14 protein-coding genes are annotated in these 14,267 nt (G+C 60.7%); 11 read left to right on the forward strand and 3 right to left on the reverse strand.

Going from position 1 to position 14,267, the window contains the following annotated elements; genetic code table 11:
- From AACT07_RS02970 to AACT07_RS02985, 4 genes are all read left to right on the forward strand, one after another.
- Positions 1 to 1,044, forward strand: coding sequence for an ABC transporter permease (locus AACT07_RS02970; protein WP_021230406.1), 1,044 nt, complete (start codon positions 1 to 3; stop codon positions 1,042 to 1,044).
- Between the two features lie 151 nt (positions 1,045 to 1,195).
- A complete protein-coding gene (locus AACT07_RS02975; protein WP_069526541.1) occupies positions 1,196 to 3,013 on the forward strand; it encodes an extracellular solute-binding protein in 1,818 nt (605 codons plus the stop codon).
- Between the two features lie 31 nt (positions 3,014 to 3,044).
- Positions 3,045 to 4,103 (forward strand): ABC transporter ATP-binding protein, encoded by a 1,059-nt coding sequence (locus tag AACT07_RS02980; protein WP_069526542.1) that lies wholly within the window; start codon positions 3,045 to 3,047, stop codon positions 4,101 to 4,103.
- Positions 4,100 to 5,116 (forward strand): ABC transporter ATP-binding protein, encoded by a 1,017-nt coding sequence (locus tag AACT07_RS02985; RefSeq protein ID WP_069526543.1) that lies wholly within the window; start codon positions 4,100 to 4,102, stop codon positions 5,114 to 5,116. The genes AACT07_RS02980 and AACT07_RS02985 overlap by 4 nt, the downstream gene beginning before the upstream one ends.
- A 101-nt stretch (positions 5,117 to 5,217) precedes the next feature.
- Here AACT07_RS02985 and AACT07_RS02990 read toward each other — a convergent pair whose 3' ends face one another.
- Positions 5,218 to 5,829, reverse strand: a complete 612-nt coding sequence (locus AACT07_RS02990) for a YitT family protein (protein WP_069526544.1) — start codon at positions 5,827 to 5,829, stop codon at positions 5,218 to 5,220.
- A 243-nt stretch (positions 5,830 to 6,072) separates the two neighbouring features.
- Between AACT07_RS02990 and AACT07_RS02995 the strand changes: the two genes are divergently transcribed.
- The 6 genes from AACT07_RS02995 to AACT07_RS03020 all read left to right on the forward strand — a co-directional run bounded on the left by AACT07_RS02995 (position 6,073) and on the right by AACT07_RS03020 (position 11,073).
- The gene (locus AACT07_RS02995) at positions 6,073 to 7,452 is read left to right on the forward strand and encodes a UDP-glucose dehydrogenase family protein (RefSeq protein ID WP_069526545.1); all 1,380 of its coding nucleotides are present in this window, start codon (positions 6,073 to 6,075) and stop codon (positions 7,450 to 7,452) included.
- Positions 7,449 to 8,471 (forward strand): NAD-dependent epimerase, encoded by a 1,023-nt coding sequence (locus AACT07_RS03000; RefSeq protein WP_069526546.1) that lies wholly within the window; start codon positions 7,449 to 7,451, stop codon positions 8,469 to 8,471. The genes AACT07_RS02995 and AACT07_RS03000 overlap by 4 nt, the downstream gene beginning before the upstream one ends.
- Before the next feature lie 97 nt (positions 8,472 to 8,568).
- Positions 8,569 to 9,174 carry a DUF2076 domain-containing protein gene (locus AACT07_RS03005; RefSeq protein ID WP_069526547.1) on the forward strand — a complete coding sequence of 202 codons (606 nt, stop codon included), beginning with the start codon at positions 8,569 to 8,571 and terminating at the stop codon, positions 9,172 to 9,174.
- Positions 9,175 to 9,378: 204 nt separating this feature from the next.
- On the forward strand, positions 9,379 to 9,567 hold the full coding sequence (locus AACT07_RS03010; protein ID WP_040068682.1) for a hypothetical protein: 189 nt from the start codon (positions 9,379 to 9,381) through the stop codon (positions 9,565 to 9,567).
- A gap of 210 nt (positions 9,568 to 9,777) precedes the next feature.
- The gene (locus AACT07_RS03015; RefSeq protein WP_171903439.1) at positions 9,778 to 10,074 is read left to right on the forward strand and encodes a hypothetical protein; all 297 of its coding nucleotides are present in this window, start codon (positions 9,778 to 9,780) and stop codon (positions 10,072 to 10,074) included.
- Between the two features lie 144 nt (positions 10,075 to 10,218).
- The gene (locus tag AACT07_RS03020; RefSeq protein ID WP_069526548.1) at positions 10,219 to 11,073 is read left to right on the forward strand and encodes a lytic transglycosylase domain-containing protein; all 855 of its coding nucleotides are present in this window, start codon (positions 10,219 to 10,221) and stop codon (positions 11,071 to 11,073) included.
- A gap of 9 nt (positions 11,074 to 11,082) precedes the next feature.
- Here the strand turns inward: AACT07_RS03020 and AACT07_RS03025 are convergent, their stop codons facing one another.
- The gene (locus AACT07_RS03025; RefSeq protein WP_069526549.1) at positions 11,083 to 11,646 is read right to left on the reverse strand and encodes a YgjV family protein; all 564 of its coding nucleotides are present in this window, start codon (positions 11,644 to 11,646) and stop codon (positions 11,083 to 11,085) included.
- A 57-nt stretch (positions 11,647 to 11,703) separates the two neighbouring features.
- Positions 11,704 to 12,279 (reverse strand): Crp/Fnr family transcriptional regulator, encoded by a 576-nt coding sequence (locus AACT07_RS03030; RefSeq protein ID WP_069526550.1) that lies wholly within the window; start codon positions 12,277 to 12,279, stop codon positions 11,704 to 11,706.
- Positions 12,280 to 12,521: 242 nt separating this feature from the next.
- Here AACT07_RS03030 and ettA point away from each other — a divergent pair, with 242 nt between their 5' ends.
- Complete coding sequence (gene ettA / locus AACT07_RS03035) at positions 12,522 to 14,189, forward strand: energy-dependent translational throttle protein EttA (RefSeq protein ID WP_005338959.1); 1,668 nt, start codon at positions 12,522 to 12,524, stop codon at positions 14,187 to 14,189.
- The last annotated feature ends 78 nt before the right edge of the window (positions 14,190 to 14,267 follow it).

Genomic DNA, 14,267 nt, shown 5'->3' on the forward strand with positions numbered 1-14,267 from the left:
ATGAAGCTCAATCCGGTTACCTTGAAAAAACTCAAGCGCTTCAAGTCGATCAAGCGCGGTTACTACTCCTTCATCATCTTCACCACCCTGGTGCTGCTCTCCCTGCTGGCGGAGCTGCTGGTCAACAGCCGGGCACTGATGGTGAGCTATCAGGGCCAGCTGCACTTCCCCACCTATGGCGATGTGATCCCCGGTCAGCAGTTCGGGCTCGATTACGAGTACGAAACCAACTACCGCCAGCTCAAGGCCAAGTTTGCCGCAGAGGGCCAGGGCGACTGGGTGCTGCTGCCGCCGGTACCCTGGAACCCCTACGAGCAGGATTTCAAGGAGGATGCCTACCCGCCTTACGCCCCCAGCGTGGCCGAGCGCCACTTCCTCGGCACCGACACCAGCGGCCGCGACGTGCTGGCGCGGCTGGTTTACGGCTTTCGCATCGCCATCGGCTTTGCCTTTATCGCGCTGGCGGCCAGTTACGCCATCGGAGTCACCATCGGCTGTCTGATGGGCTTTCTCGGCGGCCGCTTTGACCTCATTCTGCAACGCTTTATCGAGATCTGGTCCCAGGTGCCGTTTCTCTACGTCATCATGATCCTGGTGTCGCTGGCCAAGCCCAACTTCGGCCTGTTTGTCGCCATCAACGTGCTGTTCGGCTGGATGGGGATCACCTGGTATATGCGCACCCTCACCTACAAGGAGCGGGCGCGGGACTATGTGATGGCGGCGCGGGCACAAGGGGCGACCACCGGGCGGATCATCTTCAACCACATCCTGCCCAACACCCTGATGATGATCGTCACCCTGGCGCCGTTCGCCGTGGTGGGCAATATCTCCACCCTGACAGCACTCGACTATCTGGGCTTCGGGCTGGCACCGCCGACCCCGAGCTGGGGAGAGCTGCTCTCCCAGGGCATCAACAATCTGGATGCCATCTGGATCGTCAGCTCGGTGGTGGCCGCGGTGAGTCTGGTGCTGATCATGGTCTCCTTTATCGGCGAGGCGATCCGCGAGGCGTTCGATCCGCGCAAATTTACCCGTTACCAATAAGCCAGACGGTACCAGCGCGCATCGGCAGGCGTCGGGTAACGAACAGTGATTAATGAAGGACGGGCCGCCGCCATCGGCGGTCCCGGGAGCAAGGGATAATCCCGTTATCAATCAAGACCCCCAGTGCAGGGGCCAGACCTGGAAGTCAAACATGAAAAATAAAATCAAATGGATAGGTGCTCTCTTTGTGCTGGTAAACGGATCCTGGGTCTGGGCGGCCAGCCTGCCCGCGGATCTCAAATGGGAGACCAATGAGACGGATCCTGTGTTCGCCTCCCCCAAGGCACTGCCGGGCGGCAGTCTCAATATGTTTGTGGAGAGCTTTCCGCTGACGTTCCGCACTGTGGGGCCTGACTCCAACGGATCGTTCCGTTCCTTTATTCTCGATAACCAGTTGCGACTCATCAGCTTTCACCCCAATACCGGCAACCCCATCCCCTCGCTCGCGACCCACTGGGCCATAGCGCCAGACAGCCAGACCGTCTACTTCAAGCTGGATCCCCGCGCCAAATGGTCGGATGGCAAGCCGGTCAATGCCGATGACTACACCTTCGGCTACGAGATGATGCGCTCCAAACACATCAAGGGGCCCTGGTTCAACAACTACTACACCACTGAAGTGGTAGCGGTAGAGAAGATCGATGATCACACCATCCTGGTCAAAGCGGGCAACCGCAAGGCCAAGATGGACCTGCTCAACACCACCGAGCTGTGGCCCCAGCCCAAGCACTACTACAAGCTGACCCCCAACTGGGTGAAGCAGTACAACTGGGCCGTGGTGCCCACCACAGGCCCCTACGTGATCAGCGACGTCAAGAAGGGCAAGTCGGTCACCTTCAGCAAGCAGAAGGATTGGTGGGCAAAAGACGATCGCTACAACCAGCACAGATTCAACATCGACACCATCAAGGTGCAGGTGATCCGCGACCACAACATCGCCTTCCGCCACTTCCTGAAAGGGGAGATCGATACCTTCGAGATGATCCTGCCCAACTGGTGGCATGAAAAAGCGGTCACCCCGGAGTACAAAAAAGGCTACGTGCAAAAGGTAATGGCCATGACCGATACCAAACAGGGCGGTCAGGGTGTGCACCTCAATGTGGCCAACCCCAAGCTGGCGGATGTGAACGTGCGCCTCGGCATCCAGCACGCCTTCAACATCGACAAGATGATCGAGACCGTGCTGCGCGGCGACTATGACAGAGCCACCACCTTTGACTCGGGCTTTGGCGAGTTCACTGACATCACGCTGCCGGAGCGGGCTTATGACATCGGCAAGGCGCGGGAGTACTTTGCCAAGGGCGGCTACAACAAGCCGGGGCCGGACGGCATCCTGCAAAATGAGAAGGGTGAGCGGCTGACACTGGCGCTCACCTACACCAGTCAGGAGCACTCCAAGCGACTGACCGTGCTGAAAGAGGAGGCCAAGAAAGCGGGTCTCGATCTGGAGCTTAACCTAGTGGATGGCGCCACCGGCTTCAAGGTGATGCTGGAGAAGAAACACGAGGCGGCCTGGCTCGGTTGGGGCGGCGGCGGTCTCTATCCGCAATATTGGGAATTTTTCCACTCCGCCAACGCCAACAAACCGCAGACCAACAACCTGTTCAACGTAGCGGACAAGGAGCTCGACGCGCTGATCGATGCCTACAACGTCGAATTCGACATGGCCAAACGGGCCAAGCTCTCCCAGCAGATCCAGCAGCGCATCTATGATCTCGCCATCTTCGTGCCCGGGGTGCAGCTCAACTATGTGCGCGCCAGCAGCTGGCGTTATGTGATGCTGCCGGAAGTGCCTGCCACCAAGAACACGCCGGATCTGCTCTACTGGCCGATGGACGGTTATCCTCACAGTAGTGGCGGTCTGCTCTGGCTCGATCCCAAGGTGAAGGAAGAGACCCGCAACGCCAAGGAGGCAGGGGAAGCGCTGGCGCCCATCAACCTGCTCGACAAGACCTATGCACGTCATTGATATTCAGGCCATTGCGAAGGGAGCAGCCGTTATGCCCAACACTCAGGCCCCCATTCTTGACGTACCGGATAACGGGGGGGAGTTCGCCGCTGATAGCGGCCAGCACCCAGCCCCAATCCTCGAAGTACGCGATCTCGAGGTGGAGTTCGCCGTCGATGACGGCAAGATCAAGGTGCTCGACGGGGTCAGCTTCAAGGTGGCTCCAGGTCAAACGCTGGGGATCGTCGGCGAGTCCGGCTGTGGCAAGAGTGTCACTTCACTCGCCATCATGGGGCTGCTGCCCAAGCCCCACGGTCAGGTAGTCGCCGGTTCCATCCGCTTTCAGGGGGAGGAGCTGCTGTCGCTTGCGCCGGATCAGATGTACAAGGTGCGCGGCAACCGCATCTCGATGATCTTTCAGGAGCCGATGACGGCCCTCAACCCGGTGCAGACAGTGGGGGAGCAGCTGATGGAGGTGTTTCGCCTCCACCGCCCGGAGTATGACAAGGCCCAACGCAAAGCCGCGGCCATCGCCATGCTGCAGAAGGTGGGGATCCCGGAACCGGCCCAGCGCTTTGCGGTCTATCCCCACAACCTCTCCGGCGGTATGCGCCAGCGGGTGATGATCGCCATGGCGCTCTCCTGCGAGCCGGACCTGCTTATCTGCGACGAGCCGACCACGGCGCTGGATGTCACCATTCAGGCCCAGATCCTCGAACTGATGAAAGAGCTGCAGGCCCAGACCGGGATGGCCATCATCTTTATCACCCACGATCTGGGGGTGGTTGCAGAGCTGTGTGACGAAGTGGTGGTGATGTACGCCGGCCGCGCGGTAGAGCAGGCCGATGTGTTCGAACTGTTTGACCATCCCCGTCACCCCTATACCCACGGTTTGATGAGCTCAATCCCGCGCCTGGAGGATGAGCCCAAGAGCCTGCTCAAGACCATCAAGGGACAGGTACCGGCCCTGCACGAGATGCCCGCTGGCTGCCGCTTCTCCAACCGCTGCCCCCACGCGACCGATCTCTGCATCAGCGCCATTCCGGCGGTGGAGCAGTTAAATCTGCACCACCATGTCGCCTGTCACTACTGGAAGGAGTTGACCGTATGAGCACTCTGTTATCGGTCAGGGATCTGAAACAGCACTTCCGGCTGGGAGGCGGGTTCCTGCGCAAGCAATATACGGTTCACGCGGTGGATGGCATCAGCTTCGACCTGAAACAGGGGGAGACGCTGGGGCTGGTGGGTGAGTCGGGCTGCGGCAAGTCCACCCTCGGGCGCAGCCTGCTCAAGCTGTTCGAGCCGACCGCGGGCACCATCACCTTCGAGGGGCGCGATATCACCGCCCTCAGCCCGAAGGAGATGCGCTCCCTGCGTCAGGAGATGCAGATGGTGTTTCAGGACCCTGCAGAATCTCTCAACAGCCGCCACACCGTGGGCCAAATTTTGGAGGAGCCCTTTATCATCCACGGTAAAGGCAACACTGAGCAGCGCCGCGCCTGGGTGCAGGAGTTGCTGGCGAAAGTGGGCCTGCCGGGCAGTGCGGTGGATCGCTACCCCCACGAGTTTTCCGGCGGTCAGCGCCAGCGGATCGGCATCGCCCGCGCCATCGCCCTCAAGCCCAAGCTGCTGGTGTGCGACGAGGCAGTCTCGGCCCTCGATGTCTCGGTGCAGTCGCAGATTGTCAACCTGCTGCTCAGCCTGCAGCGGGAGATGAACCTCTCCATCATCTTCATCGCCCACGATCTGTCGGTGGTTAAACACATCTCGGATCGGATCGCGGTGATGTATCTGGGACGGATCGTCGAGCTGGGGGATGCCCAGTCGCTTTATCTGGCGCCGCGCCACCCTTACACCCAGGCGTTGATCTCCGCCATTCCGGTACCGGACCCGCGCAGGCGCAGCCAGCGCATTCTGCTGACCGGCGATGTGCCCTCCCCCATCTCGCCGCCAAGCGGCTGCCACTTCCACCAGCGCTGTCCACATGCGACCGAACTGTGCAAAAGCAAGGCGCCCAAGCTTGAGGCGTGTGATGAGGCCCATCATCAGGTGGCCTGCCACACCCCGCTCGCCGTCGGTGGTCACGCTATCAGCGGCGACAGCAGGCTGGAGCAGGCGAGCTAGGCGCAGCGAACAAACACCAGGGTAGAAACAGACGAGGCGGCCATCAGGCCGCCTCGTGCTATCGGGTCACTCTTGTCTTATCGAGCCACGGCTGCCGCTCGTCAGGCAATCTGGTAGCGGCCCGGCTTGTGGTTGAGTGTCAACACCAGATTACAGATAATCGCCGCCACGATGGAGAGCGCCAGGATCCAGGGCTGCACCACGAAAAACGAGGCAACAACAATGGCGCAATCGAGCCCCATCTGCAGCTTGCCCGCCCGGATGCCAAAGCGATCCTGAATAAAGAGCGCCAGTATGTTGAAGCCCCCCAGACTCGACTTGTGGCGAAACATGATGAGCAGCCCCATACCAATCAGGGTGCCGCCGATCAGCGCTGCATAGAGGGGCTCTATCTTGCCGATCTGCAGCACCCCGTTGAGGTGATCGGTCATGTAGGAGACCGCCGCCACCGAGACAAAGGTGTTGAAGGTAAAACGTGGCCCCATCCGCAGCCATGCCAGCGCATAGAAGGGCAGGTTGATGCCGAAAAACAGCAGGCCGAAGCTGATACCGGTCACCTTTTGCAGCAACAGCGCCAGCCCGGCAGTCCCGCCAGTGAGCAGACCAACCTGATGAAACAGAAAGATGCCGAGGGAAACAAAGCCGGCCGCCGTCAGCAGGGCCAGCACATCCTCATAAATAGGATGAGCAGTGCGAATCGAGGTGTTGTCCATAACCTGTATCCAAGCGAAGTAAAGAGAGAGTGTCTGTCGCCTGCCGTTGCGGGCGGGCTGCGAGCCCTGTCCACAGGGCTTCGTTATGGGGTCCAGTCTATTTTTTGTGAAAAGGATCACAACAGTCAGGCTGAACGCCCCATTCTGGTGCCTGTCATCTGGCATTGACACTCGCTGCACCAAGATGCAGCATGCCGCGGTTTAAGCGCGCCATCCCCCCATTCACAGCACGAGGCACTTTTCATGAAGGTCACCATTTTTGGCACAGGCTATGTCGGGCTGGTGCAGGCCGCCGTTCTGGCCGAGGTGGGCCATCAGGTCTGCTGCGTGGATGTGGATGATGAGCGGATCGCCGCCCTCAGGCTGGGGCAGATCCCCTTCTATGAGCCGGGGCTGGCCCCGCTGGTCGAGAGCCATCTTGCCAGCGGCCGCTTGAGCTTCACGGTCGATCCCGCCATTGGCGTGGCACACGCCGACCTGCTGCTGATCGCCGTGGGTACCCCGGCTGACGAGGATGGCTCGGCCGATCTGCAACATGTGCTGGCGGTGGCCGACACCATAGGCCGACTGATGAGCAGCCCCAAGCTGGTGGTGACCAAAAGCACTGTGCCGGTCGGCACGGCGCAGCAAGTAAGAGAACACATTGAGCAGCAGTTGGCCGTGCGTGGGCTGGCCTTCACCTGCGATGTGGCGGCCAATCCCGAGTTTCTGAAGGAGGGAGCGGCGGTCAACGACTGCATGCGGCCGGATCGCATCATCATCGGCTGTGACAGTGAGCGGGCACTTGAGCAGTTGCGCGCCCTCTACGCCCCCTTCAACCGCAATCACGACCGGATCGTAGTGATGGATCTGCGCAGCGCCGAGCTCACCAAATACGCCGCCAACGCCATGCTGGCCACCAAGATCTCCTTTATGAACGAGATGGCGGCCCTCGCCGAGCAACTGGGGGCCGATATCGAGGCGGTGCGCCAGGGGATGGGGGCCGATCCCCGCATCGGTTACCACTTTATCTACCCGGGCTGCGGCTACGGCGGCTCCTGCTTCCCCAAAGATATCAAGTCGTTGCGCCATACCGCGGCGAGTGTCGGCTGCGACGCCCCGCTTTTAGCGGCGGTCGAGCAGGTCAACCAGCGCCAGCAACAGAAGATGGCGCAAACCCTGCGGACCTGCTTCGGGCCGGATCTGCGCGGCCGCACCTTCGCCCTGTGGGGGCTGGCGTTCAAACCCGGCACCGACGACATGCGCGATGCGCCGAGCCGCCCGCTGCTGGCCGCCATCTGGGCTGCCGGTGGCAGGGTGCAGGCCTTTGATCCCAAGGCAATGGGGCGTGCCCGCCAGATCTACGGCCAGCGGCCGGATCTGCTGCTCTGCCCCACTCAGGAAGCGGCACTGGAAGGGGCCGATGCCCTGCTGATCTGCACCGAGTGGCAGGCGTTTCGCGCCCCCGATTTCCAGCAGCTGAAAGCCCTGCTCAATCAGCCTGTCATCATCGATGGCCGCAACCTCTATGACCCGCGCCAGCTCAGCGAACTCGGGTTTGACTATCACGCCATCGGGCGACCACATCTTCCCGCCAAAAAACAGCCTGCCAACACCAGTTGCAACCCGGAGACTCAACCATGATCTATCTGGTCACCGGCGTCGCCGGTTTTATCGGCTTTCATGTGGCCAGCCAACTGTGCGCCGCAGGTCATCAGGTGGTGGGGATCGACAACCTCAACGACTACTACGAGGTGAGTCTGAAAGAGGCGCGGCTGGCCCAGCTGGCCAGTTTCACCAATTTTCACTTCGAGCGGCTGGATCTGGCGGATCGTGAAGCCATGGCGACCCTGTTTGCCAGCCACCGTTTCGAGCGGGTGATCCATCTGGGCGCGCAGGCGGGGGTGCGTTACTCCATCGACAATCCGTTCGCCTATGCCGACAGTAACCTTACCGGCATGCTGACGGTGCTGGAGGGGTGTCGTCACCACGGGATTCAGCACCTCATCTACGCCTCCTCCAGCTCGGTCTATGGCATGGGGGATCAGATGCCCTACTCCACCGCGCAGCAGGTGGATCACCCGGTCTCCCTCTACGCCGCCACCAAGAAGAGTGGCGAGCTGATGGCCCACGCCTACTCGGCGCTCTATGGCCTGCCCACCACAGGGCTGCGCTTCTTTACCGTCTACGGCCCCTGGGGCCGCCCCGACATGGCCATCATCAAGTTCACTCGTGCCATCCTCGCGGGCGAGCCCATCGACGTGTATAACAACGGCGATCTCAGCCGCGACTTCACCTACATAGACGATATCGTCGCGGGGATCCTCGCCGTCGCCGATCAGCCGCCCCGCCCCAATTCCGATTGGCGCGCCAGCGAGCAGAGCGCGGCCGAGAGCTCGGCCCCCTACCGCATCCTCAATATCGGCAACGGCCAGCCGGTGCGGCTGCTCGACTTTATCGAGGCGCTGGAAGAGGCCATCGGCAAACCCGCCATCAAGCGGATGCTGCCGATGCAGGCAGGTGACATGCACGCTACCTGGGCCGACAGCGAACCGCTGCACACCCTCACCGGCCTGCGCCCCGCTACGCCCCTCAAGCAAGGTGTTGCCGAATTTGTCCGCTGGTATTTCGACTACTACCAGCCCGCTGACGAGCGTGGGTAGCCCCTCGGTCATTGATGAGTTAATCAGATACCACTGATGCCCCGCGGGTTTTAGGATGGCTGAACGCACTGTCTGCGCACCATAGCGAGGATTTGAGATGCAACAACAGGAACAGGGTCTGATCGATGGACTGTTCGACCGCCTCAAGCAAGCGCAAGCCAGGGATAGCAAGCGAGACCAACAAGCGGATCAGCTGATCCGCCAGCATCTGGCAGAGCAGCCCGATGCACCCTACTACATGGCCCAGGCGCTGCTAATTCAGCAGGCTGCCCTTACTCGCCTCAACGAGCGGGTCAAGGAGCTGGAAGCCAGCCAGAGCGCCCCAAATGGTGGCAGTTTTCTCTCCGGCCTGTTTGGTAGCGAAAGCAGCCCTCCTCCGCGCTTTACGCCGCCACCGGCATCCGCTCCTGCCCAGCCAGCATCCCGTGCCAGCTCCTTTTTGGGCGGCGCCCTGCAAACCGCCGCGGGTGTGGCCGGTGGCGTGATGCTGGCCGATATGATCGGCGGACTGTTTCACAGCAACCGGCCCGAGGAGATCATCGACATCATAGAGCCAGCGCCGATCGCCAATCCGGTCGATGCGGAACCGGTGCGCTGGGACGGCTGGGATTCACCTCCCGATGCTGGCAGCAATTTTCTCGACGACGATAGCCAGAGTAGCGGCTGGGCCGACAGTGACGATAACAACGGCGGTTTCTTCTGACCGTCAAACCATTACTGGCCCCGCATCTGGCGGGGCCCAACTCGATACGAAACCCATGACTACGGAAAGTGTGATGACACCACGGATCGGCAGCGGCATGACGCGATATACTCAGCGCGCTTCGTGCCACCCGGGAACAACTCCCGACCCCAGGCGCTCTGTCCGTGGCCACGCAACACCCCCATGACGACAAGGAGCCACCTCATGATCCGAACCCTGCTTTTGACCGGTGCCGCCATTGCGGCCTATGCCCTGACCCAGAGCCACTCTCTGCTTCCCCTGCTCAGCCTGCTGGCCCTGCTTTCGCTCTGGGTTGTCAGCGAAATTGGTCTGATATATCGCCAGTTACCAGCTGCCCAACCAGACGAATCTACCTACCACTTGGATGTCTGAGTTTGTTAAGAAATCCTTATGCCAACGCTTCTTCATCTAACAAGGTCGATATCATGAACTCAACTCCCCCACTTTATTCGAGCCTGATACTACTTGCTTGCCTGCAAAGTGCTTCGCTGTGGGCGCAATCCCCATGCCCAACAGGGGATAACTGCTCAACACTTAGTAACAACCAACCAGTCTCCGTACTGGGTAGCAACGGTGGTAACGGTGGTAACGGTGGTAACGGCGGCAACGGCGGCAACGGCGGCAACGGCGGCAACGGTGGTAACGGCGGCAACGGCGGCAACGGTGGTAACGGTGGTAACGGTGGTAACGGCGGCAACGGCGGTGATGGAGCTGATGGAGCTGATGGAGCTGATGGAGCTGATGGAGCTGATGGAGCTGATGGAGCTGATGGAGCTGATGGAGCTGATGGAGCTGATGGAGCTGATGGAGCTGATGGAGCTGATGGAGCTGATGGAGCTCAGCCTGACCAATAATACGTCCCTTGCAATCTATTTTTAGATTGAGGGCACAATTGGCTAGCCTATAAGTTCCATACCGTTTTGCTCTCTGAAATCTCCACTCTATAACAACAGGATCCACTGGGTTCGTGGCGATAGCAGCCATGTTCCTCTACATCTTCTGTACTCAAACAGGAGATAACCCATGAGGCACATCAGCGAAAACGGACTGTTTTTGCTGCTTTTTTTGTCGTTGTTACTGGCAGGTACGCCGCGGGCGATGGCACAAGGCAGGGATTTCAGACAGGCCCCCAAGGCGCTGACGGCGATCAAGCAGGGTCAAGTGGCCCAGCAACACGGCAATCTGCAAAAGGCCATCGCCCTTTACTGTGTCGCCGCCAGCACCGGCAATCCCGAAGGATATTTCCGGATCGGCCGCCTGCTCGCCACCGGCCCCGCCTCGGTACGCAGCGCAAAGCTGGCCAACAGCTACCTCGCCATGGCAATGCGCCTTGGTAACCGACAGGCTGCCCGCTACTACAACGCCCGCATCGGCAATGCTCCCATGGGTGATCAGTGCGGTGTCGGCATGCGCGGCGGACAAGGGAGTTATTCCGCCTTGCCCAGCACACCGTTCAATGTCGAGGCATATCTGGCACGCCAGTCACCGGGCAAACAGAAGCTGGTCACCATGCTGCGTCACGCCGCCAAACACCATAAGGTGGATGCCCGGCTGGTACTAGCGATTGCCATCGCCGAATCCAATCTCAACAGCCGTGCCGTTTCCCCCAAGAATGCCCAAGGGCTGATGCAGCTGATCCCCGAAACCCAGCAACGGTTCGGGGTAACCCGGCCATTCGATCCAGCCCAGAACATCAAGGGTGGCGTCAGTTATCTCAAATGGCTGGATCGCCGCTTCGATGGCGACTGGGTACTGATCTCGGCAGCCTACAATGCCGGGGAAAAAGCGGTGGAACGCTATGGCGGGATCCCACCCTATGACGAGACGCAGGAGTATGTGAAACGGGTGCTCTACTTCGCTGGCCACAAACAGCCCTGAGCGGGAAAATCAGGAGCTCGCCCGACCGGAAGGCGGCACACGCCCCTTTCTGCGACCACTGTGGCGGCCACGCCCCCAATAATCGAAGCCATAGTGGCGGTAGTAACCCACCAGATTGCTGACCAGAAACAGCCCCTCCATCAGCACGGCGACCGGAGAGCCCACCAGCAGGTTGTTACCCAGCCAGCAGAGGGTACCGAGCAGCATCCAGCGCCGCAGTTGGCGATCGTCGGGGCAAAACGCGGCCCGGGTTTGCAGCAGGCTCGCCAGCAGCCCGATCCATGAGAGCAGGCCCTGATAGGTCGCCAGCGCTGCTGCACAGGCCAACCCCATGAAAAACCACATCAAGATGCGGCGAACCAGCCAGATGCTCACCAGAAAGCGCATGCTGGCCAGCAGCAACAGGCTGGCGGCAGACCACTGTCCGAGCAGGGCAAAGTGACCGGCATTGAGGGCGCAGGAGAGGGCCAGACAGGCCAGGATCCTACGGCGATCCCGCAATTGAAACGACAACAGATCGAGCAACAAGGCCAGGCTCACCACCAGCTGCGACCACAGAAACAGCGACATCATCCACACCTCATCCGTCATTTGGATGGCGCAGCTTGAGGGGATGGTCGGAGAGCGGCATTAACCCGTGTTAATGCGCCTGCGGATCCGTGACAGGGTGACCGGACTGATACCGATATAGTTGGCGAGCTGCACCTGAGTGAGCCGCATCGGCCAGTGGGGGAAGGTGTGGCAGAGCTCCCGATAACGTTCCTCGGGGGAGTGGAGCAGCAAAAACGCCTCCTTGCGCTCCTTGTAACCCAGCTGCTGGCGCAACAAGGCCATGCAGACCGGCTGCCAAACGGGCTCATCCAGCAGGGCAAGCGGCACCCGCACCACCTGCAACTCCGTCAGCGCCTCCAGCTGGTAGCGGGCGGGCGCCCCCGTGAGCCAGCTGTCATAGAGCAGGCAGAGCTCCCCTTCGAAGTAGAACTCCTTACAGCGCTCCTGTCCGTCCCGGGTGTAGTGGCAGGCACGGGCGATGCCCGCTTCGATATAGAAGGCAGCTTCCTGCTCTGCCCCTTGCGCCAACAGTGCCTGACCGGCGCGCAGTGTCTGCCGTGGCAAGCGCAGGCTGATGGCTTCGCTCAGCGCGGCGTCCAATCCCATTGTGCAGAGAAAGGCGGCCAGTGAGGGGGCTTGAGGAGATGGGTTCATGAGGGCTCCGGGACAAAACGGCAGCCCACATCATGCCCAAATTGCACGACTGATGCAGCAAGGCGTGACCGCTGCGGCAAAGGGGGGACATAGCCGGGTGCCACCTTTGCCCCCCCTCGTCCGTTGGTTTACAATCGACGGGTTTTTTGGAACCCGGTTGACCTGTGTCGACCTGGCCCCACCACGACATCAGTCTGTTAATGCCAAGACATTAACCTGCTGAAAAGGAAGAGAATTAGCCAATGGCTCAATTTATTTACACCATGAACCGGGTCGGCAAGGTAGTGCCGCCCAAGCGTCATATTCTCAAGAACATCTCCTTGAGCTTCTTCCCGGGCGCCAAGATCGGCGTGCTGGGTCTGAACGGCGCCGGTAAATCGACCCTGCTTCGCATCATGGCGGGTATCGACACCGAGATCGAAGGGGAAGCCCGTCCACAGCCCGGCATCAAGATCGGCTACCTGCCGCAGGAGCCGAAGCTGGAGCCGGAGCAGACCGTACGCGAAGCGGTCGAAGAGGCCGTTGGCGAGGTGAAGCGCGCCATGGCTCGCCTGGACGAGGTCTATGCGGCCTACGCCGACCCGGATGCCGACTTTGACAAGCTGGCCCGCGAACAGGGCGAGCTGGAGGCCATTATCCAGGCCCAGGGCGGTCACAACATGGAAAACCAGCTGGAGCGTGCGGCCGATGCCCTGCGCTTGCCGGCCTGGGATGCCAAGATCAAGCACCTCTCCGGTGGTGAGCGCCGCCGTGTGGCACTGTGCCGTCTGCTGCTGGAAAAGCCTGACATGCTGCTGCTGGACGAACCGACCAACCACCTGGATGCGGAATCCGTGGCCTGGCTGGAGCGCTTCCTGCACGACTACGAAGGCACTGTAGTGGCGATCACCCACGACCGTTACTTCCTCGACAACGTGGCGGGCTGGATCCTGGAGCTGGACCGCGGCGAAGGTATCCCCTGGGAAGGCAACTACTCTTCTTGGCTGGAGCAGAAGGACGCCCGTCTGGCGCAGGAAGCCAGTTCCGAAGCGGCCCGTCGCAAGTCCATCGAAAAAGAGCTGGAGTGGGTTCGTCAAAACCCGAAAGGGCGTCAGGCCAAGTCCAAGGCCCGTATGGCTCGCTTCGAAGAGCTCAACACCAACGACTACCAGAAGCGCAACGAGACCAACGAGCTGTTCATTCCGCCCGGACCGCGCCTCGGCGACAAGGTGGTGGAAGTGGCCAACCTGCGCAAATCCTACGGTGATCGGGTGCTGATCGACGATCTGTCGTTTGCCATTCCGAAGGGTGCCATCGTCGGCATCATCGGCCCGAACGGTGCCGGTAAGTCGACCCTGTTCCGCATGATGTCGGGTCAGGAGCAGCCGGATTCCGGCGCCATCACGCTGGGTGAAACCGTGGTGCTGGCCTCTGTCGATCAGTTCCGCGACAGCATGGATGACAAGAAGACGGTCTTCGAAGAGGTCGCTGACGGTCAAGATATCCTGCGCATCGGCAACTACGAGTTCCCGAGCCGCGCCTACATCGGCCGCTTCAACTTCAAGGGTTCCGACCAGCAGAAGCGGGTTGGCGAACTCTCCGGTGGTGAGCGCGGTCGTCTGCATCTGGCCAAGCTGCTGCAGACCGGCGGCAACGTGCTGCTGCTGGATGAGCCGACCAACGATCTGGATATCGAAACCCTGCGCGCCCTCGAGAACGCCCTGCTGGAGTTCCCGGGTTGTGCCATGGTCATCTCCCACGACCGCTGGTTCCTCGACCGTATCGCCACTCACATCCTGGACTATCAGGATGAGGGCAAGATCGAGTTCTTCGAAGGTAACTTTACCGAATACGAAGAGTGGAAGAAGAAGACCTACGGCGCCGAGGCGATCCAGCCCCATCGCGCCAAGTACAAGCGCATCGCCAAATAAGGCTGACTGCGTGTTGAGGGGAGCTTCGGCTCCCCTTTCTCTTGCCTTTTGACTTACAATCCTAGACGGATGCCTTTG

It is taken from the genome of Aeromonas sp. ANP5 (assembly GCF_963870295.1).
GTDB lineage: Bacteria > Pseudomonadota > Gammaproteobacteria > Enterobacterales > Aeromonadaceae > Aeromonas > Aeromonas veronii.